We start from the raw sequence: 14,919 nt of genomic DNA, 5'->3' as shown, positions 1-14,919 counted from the left end.
GTATTCATATACACACAACCATTTGGAATTGCAAGCTTTTTTTGCAAAAAAATCTAAAATAATGTGGAAAATTTTAACTCTTTGTGCCCCCTGACCTGCACAGGGTCCAGACCGTCTAAAAGCCAAACAAGCTGCCTCGCATCAAGCTCCATAACTTCCTGCTTTGATGCAGGCCACTTGAAGCTTTGCTTCTCCAGGCGCTTTTGCCACAGGCAAAAACCGTTTGTGTCCCAGTACAGGATCTTGATGATGGTTCGCTGCCTGTTGCAGAAGACAAACAGATGACCGGAAAAGGGGTCATGCTCCAGCTGAGCCTGGACCATGATGGACAACCCGTCTATGGCCTTGCGCATGTCGGTATGTCCGGTGACCAGATACACCTTGGCCTGACTTACCGCGATCACGTGATCTCCTCCAGAGTACGGACAAGCTTGGCCAGTACTTCCTGCTGGAAATCACCCGGGATATCCACTTGGTAACTATTGACCATCAGGCGCAGAGGCGTATGGGTTTTCTCCTGGACAACCTTCAGGGGCACCGGCACGATGGCATTTTCCTCCTGGGTTTTCCTGGAATTGGTGTGCCCAAGCTTTTTGCACCAGTAATAGAAGGCATGCTTGGACAGTTCTGCCCTGCGGCAGTATTCGGCCTTGGTCAGGCTGCCCTGCCTCCACTTGTTGATATGCGCGGACCAGAATCCGGCCCGCTCCTCAGGCGTGTACTTCTGTGACTTGGTTTGCATAACGGCCCCTCCTTGGTATTTGGGAGACCATTAGCACATCAGGCGGAGAAAAAAAGATGGGGTTAAATGGACGCTTACGCTACAACCTTCCAACCGGAGTCACTGCGGATACTATCTGGTTCCAGGTCAAGGTGGACGAAGAGCCCGTTGACACCGCTGTGGGCAACGGCTGGGTCCGTGGAGACAGGCTGGGGGATGAGTATTTTACGGCGGAACGTGGCGGTAAAGAGTTGGGGGTTACTCCTTTTTTTGATGGTGCATTGCAGGAAGGTCTCAGCCAGGAGTGGACAGTGCAAGGTGAGTCTGCTGCCGAGTTAAAGATTAATTTTATGAACATTACCCCGGAAGAGCCGGAGCCAGGCCAGGAATTCTCAGTAGATGTGAATATAGAGGAACTGGCAGATGTTGAGACTGAAAACCTGACTGTGGACCTGACGATAGCTGGTACTGAGATAGAAGAGACCATAGATGTAGACTCTCTCCAAGGAACAGAGACCACGGTTACATTTGAAGACCTGGTGATAGAGGATGCCGGAGAATACACCATAGACGTGACAGCTGATGCGGACAATGCGGATATTGTTTCATCGCAGAGCACGCTAAATGTTTCCATTGAGGACTTTGTCGTTGGAATAGAAATAACCACCCAGCCGGACCTGGAGTACATAGAAGGCCAGGAACTGGATCTGAGTGATCTGGAGGTAACCAAGAGCTACCAGGTGGCAGAGGATCAGGTAGTTTCCTTCTCAGATTTTGCAGACTACGGCCTGGTGGTTGATTTGGCGCAGGGAACAGAGCTTACTCTTGGTAATGACGATCAGACCATAAAAGTGGAACATACTCCGACAGAGAAGACTGCAGAAACGCAACCCCTGTCGGTTTCAACGCAAGAAGTCGAAAGTCATTTTCCGACAGACTACGAACAGTACATGATAACTCTTATAAACCGGGCCAGACTGGATCCGGAAGCCGAGGCCGATCTGTTTGGTATAGATCTCAATCAGGACATTTCTCCTGAAGATGAAATATCTCCAGACATGAAGCAGCCCCTGGCCTTCAACCCGGATTTGACGCAGGCAGCCAGAGAACATTCACAGTGGATGCTGGATAACGATACTTTTGATCACACCGGTGAAGGAGGCAGCTCCGTGGAGGATCGCATAAAGGATACGGACTACAATACCGATCCGCCCTGGGGCTGGGGTGAAAATCTGGCTTTAACGGGCTACACAGAGGGTATGGATGAACTCATCGCTCAAAAGCATGAAAACCTGTTTCTTTCATCTGGTCATCGTGAAAACACCATGAGCGAGTCATTTATGGAAGTCGGCGTGGGCTCTCTGCTTGGAGACTATGCTAACAATACTGTATACATGTCAACTGTCAAATTTGCTCATACCAGTGATACGCCTTTTCTAACCGGTACTGTGTTTCAGGATCTTGATGATTCAGGGGCATACAAGCCGGGAGAAGGTCTGGGAGATGTCCAGATTCAGGTTGGAGGACAGGGTACTACTACCTGGGATTCCGGTGGTTATGCCATGCAGCTTGAACCTGGAGATTATCTGCTTACCTTTAACCATGATAAATTTGAAGAAAAAGTGGAAATGGATTTTACCATGCCCGATGAAAATGTCCTGGTGGATCTGGTACTGGAGCCTGATGATTTACAAAACCGGACTGAATCTTCTGAACCCTCCATCCAGGAAATACAGTTTATGGGAGTAGAAAAGGAAGATGACACCTTTGGAGTGAGTGAGTTTGTCTAAGCTGACACAATACTCCAATACACCACTTTCTGATGTTGTCCCGTAGGGGCCTCTTTTTCCGCGGTAAACTCCCCTCCTTAACCAAGGGATCAATCACGCGCCATGCCACGCACTTTTTGTTTTTACTGACCTCTGCTTGCCCTGTGTACTCTCTTCCAGTACACTGGGGTGAAACCGGGGTCCCCCAGTTAACTGGAAGAAGGTTAACCGGGCAAGCCTCTGGGGTGTTTCACAGGGGACCTTTGAACTCTGACCTCTGGTCTTAGTAAACTCCCCTCCTTAGCCAAGGAGGGGCCGGGGGAGGTTGTATGAAATCCCTTCCTTCAGGAAGAAAGTTTGGGTGTATGGGGGTATATTATCGTTCCCACGTAACCATTCAGGGGGTCCTCGGTGTCGATTACTGGCACTAAGCCTGGGGACTGTCCCTCGCTAAGTACTAAATGTGCAGGTTCACAAAACTTTGCGTTTGCAATTTTTGAATTTGGTGCAGAAAAGTGTCGCGGGGACTGTCCCCAGGCCGATTGAGGCTTCCCCTGAATGGTTACGTTCCCACGCTCTGCGTGGGAACTTTTTTCGACCGCTCCTGCGGTCATTTTGCGTGGGCGTGAAGATATCTTGACGCCCATACTCCCATACTTCTTAAGGCCCGGGGGTGGTTATATGAGATCCCTTCCTTGCAGAGGCAGCCAGACAACTGGGAATTTCCAGTCAGCCGATTTATCGTAAAAAAATATTGCACTTTACGTGCAGTTAAAGTACGGGAGGCTTTAAGCAAAAGGGGAACTATATGATTTTCATGTTTCTAATCCGCCATATAGAGCAGAGCTGGTCCCTGCACCAGGCCCTGGATCTGTCAATCAGCCTGTGACATACACAGACTTGTAAGCCCGTTTCTGCCTTTGATGGCGGAGACGGGCTTTTTTTATTTTTGAAGCCACAATTCTATTCACTAACTTAAAGGAGGTAAGCATGAGTTCTGATGGTACGAATTATCCTGGTGGCACTCGAGATGAGGCCAGATTGATTGAATTAACCCAGGAAAAGTCCTTTGCTTTTCATCTCTCGCCTCAAGAGTACCATTACTACCAGTTTGATGCCGATCAATCCGCTATGGAGATCCATGTAACCAAGGGCGATGTCTCTGTAGAGCTTCAGGATGAAGATGGTAATACTCTGGCAAGTGGAGATCAGGGGATACGTTACGGGGGTCTTGAAGAAGGCAGGAGTTACTACATCCAGGTGGAAAATGAAGCCGGCAGTTGGTGGTGGCAGGATAAGACCGAATACCACCTGGATATTACCCCTTTGGATTTCTTGCCTGCCGATGATCCTGATGAAGCAGTTGAGCTTGTCCTTGAAGAAGACAGGGAGGCTACCCTTCAACCCGGGGATGGCAGTCATTATTACCAGTTTGAACTGGATGAAGCCCGGGCAATTGATATTGAAGCAACCGGCAGTGTCTCTTTAACGCTCAAAGATAGCCAGGGCGAAAAGTTGCAGGAAGGTGAAGATTTTCTTCAAAAAGATTCACTTGATGCCGGCGAGTACAAGGTAGTAGTGGAGCACCAGGATAGCAGGTGGTGGTGGCAGGATAAGACCGAATACAGCCTGGGCCTGAACACTGCTGAAGCGGGACGCCCGGATGAGCCGGGCCAAGACCCTGATGCAGCCAGGGTTATAGATATCTGGGAGGCTGTCAGTGAAGAAGGCAAGTCTTTCCAGGAAGAAGTCCCTGCAGGTGAAGACCATTTCTATAAATTTGAGCTGGACGTGGATGCCGAAGTAGGACTCGAAGCCACGGGAAATGTTTCCCTGGATCTTTTGCGCGAGGGTGATGAAGGGGATTCCCTGGAAACCGTGAAAGAAGATAAAGACTCCATCCAGACCGAGTTGGACCCCGGGGAATATTACGTCCGGGTAAGCAATGAAACCGGTGAATGGTGGTGGCAGGAAGACGCCGAGTATGAACTGGATTTTGAGGTGAGCCCGGATGGATACGAAGTAAGTACTTATGAGGAATTGCAAAAAGCCTTGGAAGACAGCGATGATTTATTGGGACCGGAAGGAGAGCTGATCATTCATGTTCAGGCAGATATTGGAGGAGAGGGTTTTGAGTCGCATGGTCCCCTGAGCTATGATCTGGACCATGATTTGACCATTACCGGGGATGTTACCCTGGATGCGGAGGATCACTCCCGCATATTCGAACTGGATGCCCCTGATCACAATATAACCATTGATGACTTGACCCTGTCCGGGGGCAACCATGAGGACGGGTTACCCGGCGGCGCTATATGGGCTCATGTCTCGAGTCTGGATGTGGAGGAATCTGTTTTTGTGGACAACACAGGCAATATTGCCGTGCGCGGCAACGATGAAGTAAATACCTTCATGGGTACAGACGGGGATGATCATTTTGTGGTTGTGGGAGACCTTCGAGGCGCCAGCAAAACCAACGAGCCTGAGCATACTGCTCTTTTAGGGACACAGTTGACTGACCTGGTTGGTTATAATTTTGATGAAGACGCAGGTGGTTCCGCTCAGGTCATAAACGGAGCAGGCGGCACCAATACCCTGCATGTTTATGGTGTGGCTGATATCAGCAACTTTGAGCTGGAAAATGTCAATTTTCTTGAGATTAACTCCGATGTTACTGCGGATGCCTCAGATATAGAGGGCATGGATTTCATAAAAGGTGACGGTGGCAGTACTTTGCGCGTGGTTTCCGGTGAAGCAGTTGAAATTGATCTCAGTGAATTTTCTGGGGTTTCCCGCCTGCATGTAGCAGAGGGTGTGAGTGCATCCATATCCAGTCTGGGCGGAGTTCGGTCGCTTTCAGGTACAGGGACCATTGCGGCCCGGGAGGGAGCCCTTGATCTTCGTGAAGGTATGGTGGTGGAGCGAGGTCTGGGCCTTAAGGATGCAGACGGTGCGGACTCGGATAGAAGCGGAGTTCGAGAAGTTGATGAAGTCAGGGATAGCGACAGGGATGCTGACGTTATAGAAGGTGGTCCTGGGGATGATTACCTTGTGGGTAATACAAGCGACCAGCTTTTTCTTCCCGGCGGCGGAAGCAACGTAATCGAGGGCGGTGGCGGCCAGAATATATACCGCCTTGAAGAGGGCAGCGATAATACCATCCATGCATCTCCATCAGATGATATACTGGATTTGAGCCTTATTTCCGAGGGAGTCGCCCTGGACCTGAGAGAGGGAGGCACTGGAGAAGACGAAGCTGTTGGCATCACTGTAGTGGTGGGCGGCGAAGCTGCTGGGCGGGGTGCGTTGGATGTGCATCTGTCCCAGGACCTGTCCGGCTCATTTGGAACGGATGTCGCCACTCTGCGCAGTCATGTGGACCCTGATGGCGATGATCCAAGTCTCATGGAGCAGCTTCGAGAAGTACAGCCCAACACAAACTTCGGCCTGAGTGGCTTCATTGATAAGCCCCTGCAGGATGTATTTGATACCACACTGGGGGGCGGCGGGGGCGACACCCCCGAATACCCCTTTGAAGAAAAGCTGGACATGACCAGCAATGCAGACCGTTTTGTGGAAGCAGTCTTTGACGACGAACTTATGGAAGTGCGGTGGGGGGGTGATGCCCCCGAATCACAGCTCTCCGCCCTGCAGCAGATCGGCCTTCGGGGTAATCCGTATGATGATACCTATGAAAACAGTATCGGGTTCAGGGCAGGTGCGACCAAGGTTGCTATCATCGCAACAGATGTTGATTTCCATGAAGGCCCAATCATGAATGAGACACTCGAACAGGAGATTCCGCCCAATGACGGCACCACGACTCTTAGGCGCTGGAAAGGCGATGAAGACAATCCTCCGGACGTCATTGGCCCTCCAGGGACAGGTGAGGACTTCCCCACCCGGACGCAGGTCAAGGAGGCTCTGGATGGGGCTGACATCTACCCCGTGATCCTGCTCCAGAATTATGACTGGTATCGAGACGACTATGAAGAGCTCCTGGATTATATAGGCCGGGGCAGCATAGTACCTCTGGCCGGCAGGACAGACGATGTGACCGCTGCAATCCTGGAAGCCATTGGTACCATAGACCAGCCGGCCATCCAGACGGTGGTGGGCACGCAGGGTGATGACCAGATCACAGGCAATCGCCTCAACAATGTCATTTGGGGTTACGGGGGCGAGAACACCATTGATGGTGGAGGTGGCACCAACATCATCATTGGCTCCGGTAACGCGGACACTTTGGAACTGCCTGGCACACGCGAAGATCATGAGATCTCCTGGGTTTCTGTTGAGGACGCGCCCATTGATATCCCTCAGTTTGATCCCGACAACTGGGAAGTCGATTTGCCGCCGATACTGGACGCAGAGAAGGAAAATCTGGGATGGCTAAAGATTGAGTCTGATCCTGTGAGCCTGCTGCCGATTGGCGACCTGGCCGGTTTCGACGTGTCGGATTTATCTGCTGATAATATTATTGATGCCCTGAGTGCCAGTGCCACCCTAATCGAAAACATCAGTTTCGAGGATGACGATGAGTGGACCTTGACGGATCTCGTTGAGGATACTGAAGGGTTGGCTGAGGCGATAGTAGAGGGTTTGGATACGCAGCCCATCGAGCTCGTTAGCCTGAACCACAATGTCTGGGACCGACTGGAGGTGGTCTACGATATCGACGACAGCATCATTGATGATGTCGAAAACGTAAATCTTGAGCTGTGGACGTACGACGGGGAACAGGTCATAGAAGTAAGCCTTGTTAGCCGTGTAAGCGAAGACGAGTCTTTGGAAGATTTGATTAGAGACGGGAGTTTCTCGGTACATGATGATGACTTAGGATTTTATGACGAAGATGGTGAGTGGAGCGATCCGCATTCATTGCACGGTGCCTATGAGGTACGGTTGCAACTCTCCTTCGAAGATGAAGATAACCTCGTATTTTCAGTAGCAAAAGATAATTCAGACGATTCGTATGAACTTGTCAACCGAACGGATGAAGATGGTTTAGAACTGGATGAAGGCGGCGGAGACAGGGCTTATGTGAACGTTAACGAGCCGAAAGTCCTGGCTTTCTATACTTCGATTTTTGGTGAATTTGCTGATGCAGGCCATGATGAAAAACCCTACGAGACCGCAACTGTAACCATCTTCGACAAGGACGAAGAAGCACTGGATCCGGATGATGGCGATAGCGTTCTGGCCACGTTTGACTGGGAGCGTGACACGGCAGGGAACTACCTGACCGTCTCGGCCGAGGAACTGAGCGATGCGCTTGGCACCCACGTCGACCTCGGTCGTTACCAGTACCATCTAGAGGTTGAAAACTCAGCAGGACATGGCGGAGCAACTAGGGTGAAGGAAGGCGAATTCTGGGGCTTGCCGGAGTTGGTTTGGGATATTGCGAGTAGTGGAGATGGAGATTTAGAGGGTCAAAACGCGGGATTAAACTATAATCTTGCATCGCCGGCTAACACTTTATATAGCAATATCCCTGAAGACTTTTGGAGCAATTTTGGATTAGAAGACAGGGACTCTTTTGAAGAGATATTGCTAGATGTAGGTTTAACCCTGGCATCAGCCATATACCAAAACGGCATAACCCATTCTGCATTGGTTCACAAAATTACTTCAGGATATTTTCATGATCAAGGATATTACGATTGGTACGTAAGTAGGGGATATGAGGGCAGATACCATATTGCCAACGATTTTAGGGGCGCTGCAGGTGATGAAATATTTTCTCCTGTTAATGGAGATGTAATTCATACAAGAGACTGGACTATTTCTAATAATAATATATCTTATATATTGATAGAAGAAGAGGATGGTAAAGTATGGCAGTTTATGCATATTAATTGGGATGAAGATCTTAGTGTTAGTGAGAATGTTTCAGTAGGTGACCCCTTGGGCACTATTTCTGGACACGATGGAACCATGACTCCTCATCTCCATCTTAGCGTATTTTTAAAAAATAAAATGCCAGAAGGAGCGCTTGAAAGTAATGGATTCAGATATGAGGGTGGGCAAAGTAGCTCATATATTTCAGACACTATATCTTTCAATCAGAGCCCCCTCCAAGCCTGGTACGACACCGCCAACTTTTTTATCAACGAGAATGGCGAGCTTGAGCGCGACCTCAGCATCGATTCATATACGATCAGTGAGCTGACACTGACAACAGATCAATTATCCACTCTGGGAATCACCATTCGTGATCCGGAGCTAGACCTCGAAGGATGGAGTGACTTTTTATCCCTAAGCCTCAATAACAGTGACGGCGATACTGAATCTGTAGATGTTTCGCTGCAGCTAGAAACCGCTATGATTGTTGATGATGGCGGCCTCGACGTTTATGAATGGAGAGACGGGGGCTTTGTTGTGAGCGAGGATGTCAATTTCCAACAGGGTGAAGTAACAGATCCCGTTACGCGAGGTGATCATTATGATAGTGATAACCTTGTTAAACTTGACCGAGAGGATGTTAACTATTACTTAAGCAGAGATGACTATGAGGCAAGATTGACCCTTGATTTCGACCAGGATGTTGTTCTTTATACTGAAGACAACACGAATATTCCAGAGGGTATTCGGATCGACAATCAGAGCGACCTGAATGCACTGTTCATGATCACGCGAGACGATGATCATCGCCCGGATCAAGAGGATGGAGTCACAATTCAAGATGACTACGATGAGGTTACGGTTGACGTGACTGGCGTCCACTATGACGATGGATTGGTCATGGCCATGTAATGTTGCCATAGACCAAATTAAGCCTGATGCAAAATCTGAGCCCTCTGCTACCGCAGGGGGCTTTTTTCATGGTGGCTGTGTTCGCTTTTCCTGTTCCTCGCCACCGCCGCCTGCGCTCTAAGCGCGCACTCTCCTTCCCCTCCTGTGCGGCAGAACCTTTCGAGCGCCTGCTGATCGCGCTGCTCGCCGATGGCCATCTGCTGGTCGAGGGCGCGCCGGGATTGGCTAAGACCACCGCGATCAAGGAGCTGGCGCGGCGCATCGAGGGCGATTTCCAGCGCGTGCAGTTCACCCCAGATCTGCTGCCGGGCGAAGAGGTGATCAAGCACCCGGCCGGCGTTGTCATCACTGAAGTAGCCCGCTGGGAGGGTCTGCCCAAGGAGCACGGCTCGATCCGCTTCGGAGAACGCCTGCTCCAGGTGATACAGGGGGATCGTCCTGATAGCGTATCCAGCACCATCCCCAAGACCATGATCCCCGGCTCGACCTCCATCTGCACAGGCACCAGTCGGTTGACTCAGAGGCCTGTGTTTAGCACCTGCGTGACGCCGATCGCCGGAAGCTGGCGCGATCTGCAGCAAAGGTTTAAGCAAAAATAACCAGCCGGTGCCTGGGGGCCAACCAGCGACCAGACGGTTACCGCCGTAGAGGAGCTGGTAAAGGGAGTCGATAACACCAAAAATGTGCGAAGAAGACCTTGCCGCGGACATGCCGAGGCGCTTCGGGCTGATGTATGAGGTCGCGGACGATTCGATAAGACAGCGGTGCTTTGGGCGTTTGGCGATGCAGACTTCGGTAGACGCCGGTCACCCAGGTCTCTCGAGCACGCTTACGACTCTCGTTGCTTTCCTTCTCCACGCTCAAATGAGCACGGCGTTTGCGGCTACAATGTTCCTTAAGTGAGTGCAATATAATGTTCCGCCAAAAAGCCCCACCCGCATTCCCAAGGGTGGGGCTTTTTATTGCCCGTTGCACGCATTGCCTGACGTGGGCAAGTAAGCATTCATATTGCCCATTTTTGTGTCAGTTGTAGCTTAAAATTGGCAAAAAGTGGTCTTGACAATGGGTCCACCTCATTCTGCTGGCAATGTCTTTGGCAGGCAAGGCGGATTTTCTGGAACGAGGGATAACCTGTCAATCATGTGCCTCACACAAGTATCCAGAAGATAAAGCATTGCCAGACAGGCTATTTATTAGTGGGGACGGGGACAGGCTAGTTGACAACTTAGCTGGTTTTCGATGTATGTTGTTTCAACAGCTTAACCGTAAGCCTTGAAGGAGGTGTTCCATGTCCCGAATAGCCGGCTTTATCTGCAATGATCGTCCCACAGTATACCATGTTGTTTCTGCGGATACGTCATAATCACCGGGATCAAGGTAAGAAGAAAGTGGGGACAGGTTCTTTGAGTTGATACCCTGCAAGGGACCGGCATGGAAGGCGGGGGCCAGGCAGGCGATTATGATGATACCATCAGGATTGCAAAGCCCGGGCATATTACGGAAGATGCGGTGCTGGATGGCAACGGCGGCCAGAACACCCTGCAATTTGGAGACAAAGACTCCTACGACCTGACCGACCTGGATGAGTTCGCCAACATCCACACCCTGGATTTAAGAAATATCGATGACACCGCGACTATGACAGTTGATCAGTCGAACGGTGTGACTGTTAACGCTTTCTCAGAGTCGCTACTAAAGGTTGACGCCTCAGATGTGGGAGAAGGCGAGACCAAGACCATTACCTTCAATGCAGACATGGGCGGAGGTGATCTGATTTATGAGTTTGATGCAGGTACAGTCGAGCTGACCTCAGACAGCAGCCTTCAGAATATTGGTACACTCACGGTTACCAATGGTACCCTGGATGTATCCGAGATCGATGAGGCTCAGGACTTTGAAAATATAGAAAATGTGGTGGTAAATTCCGAGATAATCCTGACCGGCAGCCAGCTTGAAGGTATAACTGGTTTTGAAGGCAGTGGAACAGTAACCGTATTGATAGAAGATGAGGATGATGAGGATCAATTCCTGACTTTTTCTGATGAAACCGGGTTTGGTAACGCTTCCCCTGGTGTAGACTTCAACGATGGTGAATACACTCTAACCATGACCGTGGAGCAGCATGAGCAGTTGAACCACGTCACGAGAGGAAGCCAGGCCACTATTGAGATCGAGTTTGACTATAGCGGCTCTGATGATCCAATAGATATTACCGGCATCGAGGGGTTTAATGGTACATATCGTTTAGCTGGCCATTACTTTGACACCAATAAGATTAACAAGCTGGAACTGGGCGACAGACTTGGGGTGGAAGATGCTAATCGATTAGAGCTTATTACGCCTGATAAAGGAGAGATCTCCGAAGGCAGGTTCAAGATTGATTCCTTCACAGGTAGTCTGTCTGATGAATTCGTTATTGATGTTGAAACTAAAACTGAGATAAGCGATGTAAGTAACTTGAGTCTTAATGGGCATACCTTGAAACTTGCCGGTTCTGAAGAAATGACTTTAGGTAGCTACGGGGGCAGTCTGGAGCTTTCAGCAGGATCAAGGCTTGAAACGGGGATTTCAGACAACCTTGACGCTTATCTGACCAATTCAGGAGATGCTGAAATTGTTTTAGGCTCATCAGGTGCTGTGAATAACTTATATATTGCAAACAGCTCTGATTCCGGAGTGTTTACGTTTGAATTTTCCGGAGGTGATATAGGTGAGAACACAATAGGCGAAGCCAGTACCAATTGGGTGCCTGTCTCCATGTCTATGATGACCCTTGATAATTTTAGCGACAGCGAGGTGAGTGAAGACGAAACCACGGTGTATTTTGATGTGAATGATACAACCATTGAGGCCACGGCTACTGATGGTACATCCGCACAGTTCGCCGACGATATCAGGGATGCAATATCAGCTGCAGATGGGGATTATACCGATCTACGTGTGGATTTGGTGGATGAAACCCTGTACATAATTGATCCGCATGGTCGTGCATTTTCAAGCTATGGCCGAGGAGGGACGCAAATGAGTGGCGGCGATGCTTTTCGAGATCAACACGGCTTTGATCCGGATAGCGATCAGCTTGATTTTACCGGGTATTTCGATGCCATCGAAAGCTATACAGAGGATTACGACCAGGATGAGGAAATCGATGGTGCTTTGCTTGATGATGAGGACAATGTGCTGGTCGCGTTCAAAGATGACGGAGGCAATGTTGTTGCGAGCAGTGATACATTCGATGGCGATATTACGCTGGTCGGAGTGAACTCGGATGATCTTTCCTTTGCCGATAACTTTGTCAGCTAATTGATAAACAAAACCCCGCCCTCCGGCACCTTGCCAGGGCGGGGTTTTTCATTTACAAAACCCAGATGCAACCATTATCCACAACCAAACACGCTGGCAAATATTTCCATCAACCCAAGAACTACCAACACGCCAAAAACCGCACCACTGTTCCCCTGGTTATCTCTGAACTTCCCAGAGCAGTACCGGCTTTCCCTGTCTGTTTCACCATATCCAGGAACAAGTACATCCTTTCAGCTCTGATGGGCTTAAAACCAGAGCAGAATCTGTTTGTAACTCAGGAAGGCAAGTGGAGAACCAGCTATATTCCTGCATACCTGAGAGGGCATCCCTTCTACCTGGCGGAATCTCAGGAAGGAAAGCAGGTAGTCTGTGTAGACGAGAACTCCGGGTTAATCACGGATGTAGGCGCAGAGCCGATGTTCGGTGAAGACGGCAAACCCACTCCCAAGATGCAGCAGATTATCGACTTTATGGAAAAGATTGCCAGGGAGAGGGCTGTTACTGACAGAGCCTGTGCTGTATTGAATGAGCTTGGCATGATAGAGCCCTGGGAAGGATACGGCGGTTTGTATAGAGTTAGCGAAGCTAAGCTGAAAGACCTTAGCGGAGAAGCCTTTGTGCAACTAAGGGATACCGGCGGTTTGAAAGTGATGTATGGTCAGTTATACTCGCTTACCCAGATGGCGAGGCTTAAGAAACTTGCGGAAGAACAGGCGGAGCCGGATCTGGAGAACATGGAGGAACTTGAAATTGATTGGGATAAAATAAAGATATGAAAGCCCTGATACTCGCAGCCGGACCCGGTAAAAGACTTAAAGCCCAGACCAAAGAGCACAACAAGTGCATGTTTTCCGTGTTCGGGAAACCGCTTATTGAACACAGCCTGATCACTGCTGCATCGCTAAAGGAAATTGATGAGATAATTATTGTGGTGGGGCATATGGCAGAACAGATAATCAATGCTTATGGCACCAAGTATCAAGACAAGACAGTAAAATACCGGATACAAAGCCCTCTGAAGGGACCTGTAGGGGCTATTGAGGCAGCTTTGTTGGACCTGGAAAGTGAGGATTTTCTTTTGCTGTTTGGAAGCGAACTGGTAGTGCAAGGCAGATACCAGGAGATGATAAAGGACTTCTATCACCATAAGCTGAGTGTCTCCTGCGGGGTGGTGCCGGCCAGCGAGAAGGTTCCCTATTCGGTTATTCAGGATGAAAAGGGTTTTATATACAGGCTTGTGGAGAAACCGGCAAGGCTTGTAAACAAATGGATGGGAACCGGCAGCTGTGTATTTCAGAGTTCAGCTCTTGAGTATAGTGCATCAGTACCGGTGCATCCAGTAGCCAGGGAAAGGACTCTGCCGGACCTGATTCAAACCGCAGTGGATAACGGTCATCCGGTGAAGTCTTTTAACCTGGGAAACGACTACGTAAGTATTAATACCAAAGAGGACCTGGATGCATTGGAGAAACCGGTAACTTTTTATCAGTAGGGGATATGCGTAAAGTAATCATTTTCACAGACGGAATGTTCATGCGCCGCAGGGTGCTGGAAAGAAATCACTTTCTGTACAAGCCAAGAGAGATCCGGGAATACTGCCAGAAGCACCTGAGACAAAAAGACTACCTGGTGCGTATCTATTATTATGACTGTAGGCCCTTGCAGGCCAGGGGAACATCTCCCCTGAACGGTAAGGAGATAGACTTCTCCAGGCTGGAGAGTGCAAGGTTAAGACACCAGCTGTTTGAGGGCCTGCGCCACGCTCCAAATTTCTGTCTGAGGCTTGGAAACATGGAATGGAACGGCAGGGACTGGAATATTGTAGGTTCAAAAGTGTCTCCCCTTTTGAAAAAGGAGATAACCGTGGATGACCTGTCAGATAGCGATATCCGACCGGGAAGCGAAACCACCCAGATAAGCGTTAAGATGGCCCTGGATATGACCACCCTTGCAGCCAGAAAAGCCGGGGATATGTTTGTTCTGATTACTGACAGATCAGACCTGGTTCCGGCTATGGAGATGGTCCGCCAGGAAGGGGTGCAGATATGTCTGGATAATATGCATGCCCCTGTCTCCTCAGAGCTTTCGGAGCAGGCGGATTTTATAAGTACTAATCTTGGAAATAAGGAGAGTTAAGATGCACGTATTTGCTGATGGTATTTCGAAAGTGACTTTGTCCAATGGCAACCTGAGGATTATGCTGACTCAGCGTGGAGCAGACGATTCCACAGTTGAGGCAGGAACAATGATTATTCCAGCTTCTCAAGCCAGTAACTTCCTGAACGGTCTGGCGAATAGTCTGAAGGAGTTGGAAAGCAGATTGAAAGAGGCCAGGGAGCAGACTCAGCAGTAATTGATTAAGGCCAG

Annotated in this window: 10 protein-coding genes; 8 read left to right on the top strand and 2 right to left on the bottom strand. The window is 49.5% G+C overall.

Annotated elements, in window-relative coordinates; translation table 11 throughout:
- Positions 1 to 53: 53 nt before the first annotated feature.
- Both tnpB and tnpA read right to left on the bottom strand, forming a co-directional pair.
- Positions 54 to 404, bottom strand: a complete 351-nt coding sequence (gene tnpB, locus DTHIO_RS02120) for an IS66 family insertion sequence element accessory protein TnpB (RefSeq protein WP_008868369.1) — start codon at positions 402 to 404, stop codon at positions 54 to 56.
- The gene (tnpA, locus tag DTHIO_RS02115; protein WP_008868404.1) at positions 401 to 742 is read right to left on the bottom strand and encodes an IS66 family insertion sequence element accessory protein TnpA; all 342 of its coding nucleotides are present in this window, start codon (positions 740 to 742) and stop codon (positions 401 to 403) included. Before tnpA ends, tnpB begins: the two co-directional genes overlap by 4 nt.
- A 56-nt stretch (positions 743 to 798) precedes the next feature.
- Between tnpA and DTHIO_RS19435 the strand changes: the two genes are divergently transcribed.
- From DTHIO_RS19435 to DTHIO_RS02070, 8 genes are all read left to right on the top strand, one after another.
- Positions 799 to 2,511 carry a CAP domain-containing protein gene (locus tag DTHIO_RS19435; protein WP_008868703.1) on the top strand — a complete coding sequence of 571 codons (1,713 nt, stop codon included), beginning with the start codon at positions 799 to 801 and terminating at the stop codon, positions 2,509 to 2,511.
- Between the two features lie 969 nt (positions 2,512 to 3,480).
- On the top strand, positions 3,481 to 9,246 hold the full coding sequence (locus DTHIO_RS02105) for a peptidoglycan DD-metalloendopeptidase family protein (RefSeq protein WP_008868702.1): 5,766 nt from the start codon (positions 3,481 to 3,483) through the stop codon (positions 9,244 to 9,246).
- Between the two features lie 26 nt (positions 9,247 to 9,272).
- Positions 9,273 to 9,845, top strand: a complete 573-nt coding sequence (locus DTHIO_RS23080) for an AAA family ATPase (protein ID WP_244156288.1) — start codon at positions 9,273 to 9,275, stop codon at positions 9,843 to 9,845.
- 832 nt (positions 9,846 to 10,677) lie between these two features.
- The gene (locus tag DTHIO_RS02090; protein WP_008868700.1) at positions 10,678 to 12,549 is read left to right on the top strand and encodes a hypothetical protein; all 1,872 of its coding nucleotides are present in this window, start codon (positions 10,678 to 10,680) and stop codon (positions 12,547 to 12,549) included.
- A gap of 65 nt (positions 12,550 to 12,614) precedes the next feature.
- Entirely contained in the window at positions 12,615 to 13,328 is a 714-nt protein-coding gene (locus DTHIO_RS02085) for a SapC family protein (protein WP_008868699.1), read from the top strand.
- On the top strand, positions 13,325 to 14,044 hold the full coding sequence (locus DTHIO_RS02080; protein ID WP_008868698.1) for a sugar phosphate nucleotidyltransferase: 720 nt from the start codon (positions 13,325 to 13,327) through the stop codon (positions 14,042 to 14,044). Before DTHIO_RS02085 ends, DTHIO_RS02080 begins: the two co-directional genes overlap by 4 nt.
- 5 nt (positions 14,045 to 14,049) lie before the next feature.
- Complete coding sequence (locus tag DTHIO_RS02075) at positions 14,050 to 14,688, top strand: NYN domain-containing protein (protein ID WP_008868697.1); 639 nt, start codon at positions 14,050 to 14,052, stop codon at positions 14,686 to 14,688.
- A gap of 1 nt (position 14,689) precedes the next feature.
- A complete protein-coding gene (locus tag DTHIO_RS02070; protein WP_008868696.1) occupies positions 14,690 to 14,905 on the top strand; it encodes a hypothetical protein in 216 nt (71 codons plus the stop codon).
- Positions 14,906 to 14,919 lie beyond the last annotated feature (14 nt).

Origin of the sequence: Desulfonatronospira thiodismutans ASO3-1 (genome assembly GCF_000174435.1) — a bacterium.
Taxonomy (GTDB): domain Bacteria; phylum Desulfobacterota; class Desulfovibrionia; order Desulfovibrionales; family Desulfonatronovibrionaceae; genus Desulfonatronospira; species Desulfonatronospira thiodismutans.
Note: the sequence above shows the minus strand (reverse complement) of the source record. Positions and strands in the feature narration are given on the sequence as shown.

Excerpts from the sequence above, each read along its gene's own strand:
- DTHIO_RS02080 (WP_008868698.1), top strand. The coding sequence starts at position 13,325 with ATGAAAGCCCTGATACTCGCAGCCGGACCCGGTAAAAGACTTAAAGCC.
- DTHIO_RS02085 (WP_008868699.1), top strand. The coding sequence starts at position 12,615 with ATGCAACCATTATCCACAACCAAACACGCTGGCAAATATTTCCATCAA.
- DTHIO_RS02090 (WP_008868700.1), top strand. The coding sequence starts at position 10,678 with ATGGAAGGCGGGGGCCAGGCAGGCGATTATGATGATACCATCAGGATT.
- DTHIO_RS02075 (WP_008868697.1), top strand. The coding sequence starts at position 14,050 with ATGCGTAAAGTAATCATTTTCACAGACGGAATGTTCATGCGCCGCAGG.
- DTHIO_RS02105 (WP_008868702.1), top strand. The coding sequence starts at position 3,481 with ATGAGTTCTGATGGTACGAATTATCCTGGTGGCACTCGAGATGAGGCC.
- DTHIO_RS02070 (WP_008868696.1), top strand. The coding sequence starts at position 14,690 with ATGCACGTATTTGCTGATGGTATTTCGAAAGTGACTTTGTCCAATGGC.
- tnpA (WP_008868404.1), bottom strand. The coding sequence starts at position 742 with ATGCAAACCAAGTCACAGAAGTACACGCCTGAGGAGCGGGCCGGATTC.
- DTHIO_RS23080 (WP_244156288.1), top strand. The coding sequence starts at position 9,273 with ATGCAAAATCTGAGCCCTCTGCTACCGCAGGGGGCTTTTTTCATGGTG.
- DTHIO_RS19435 (WP_008868703.1), top strand. The coding sequence starts at position 799 with ATGGGGTTAAATGGACGCTTACGCTACAACCTTCCAACCGGAGTCACT.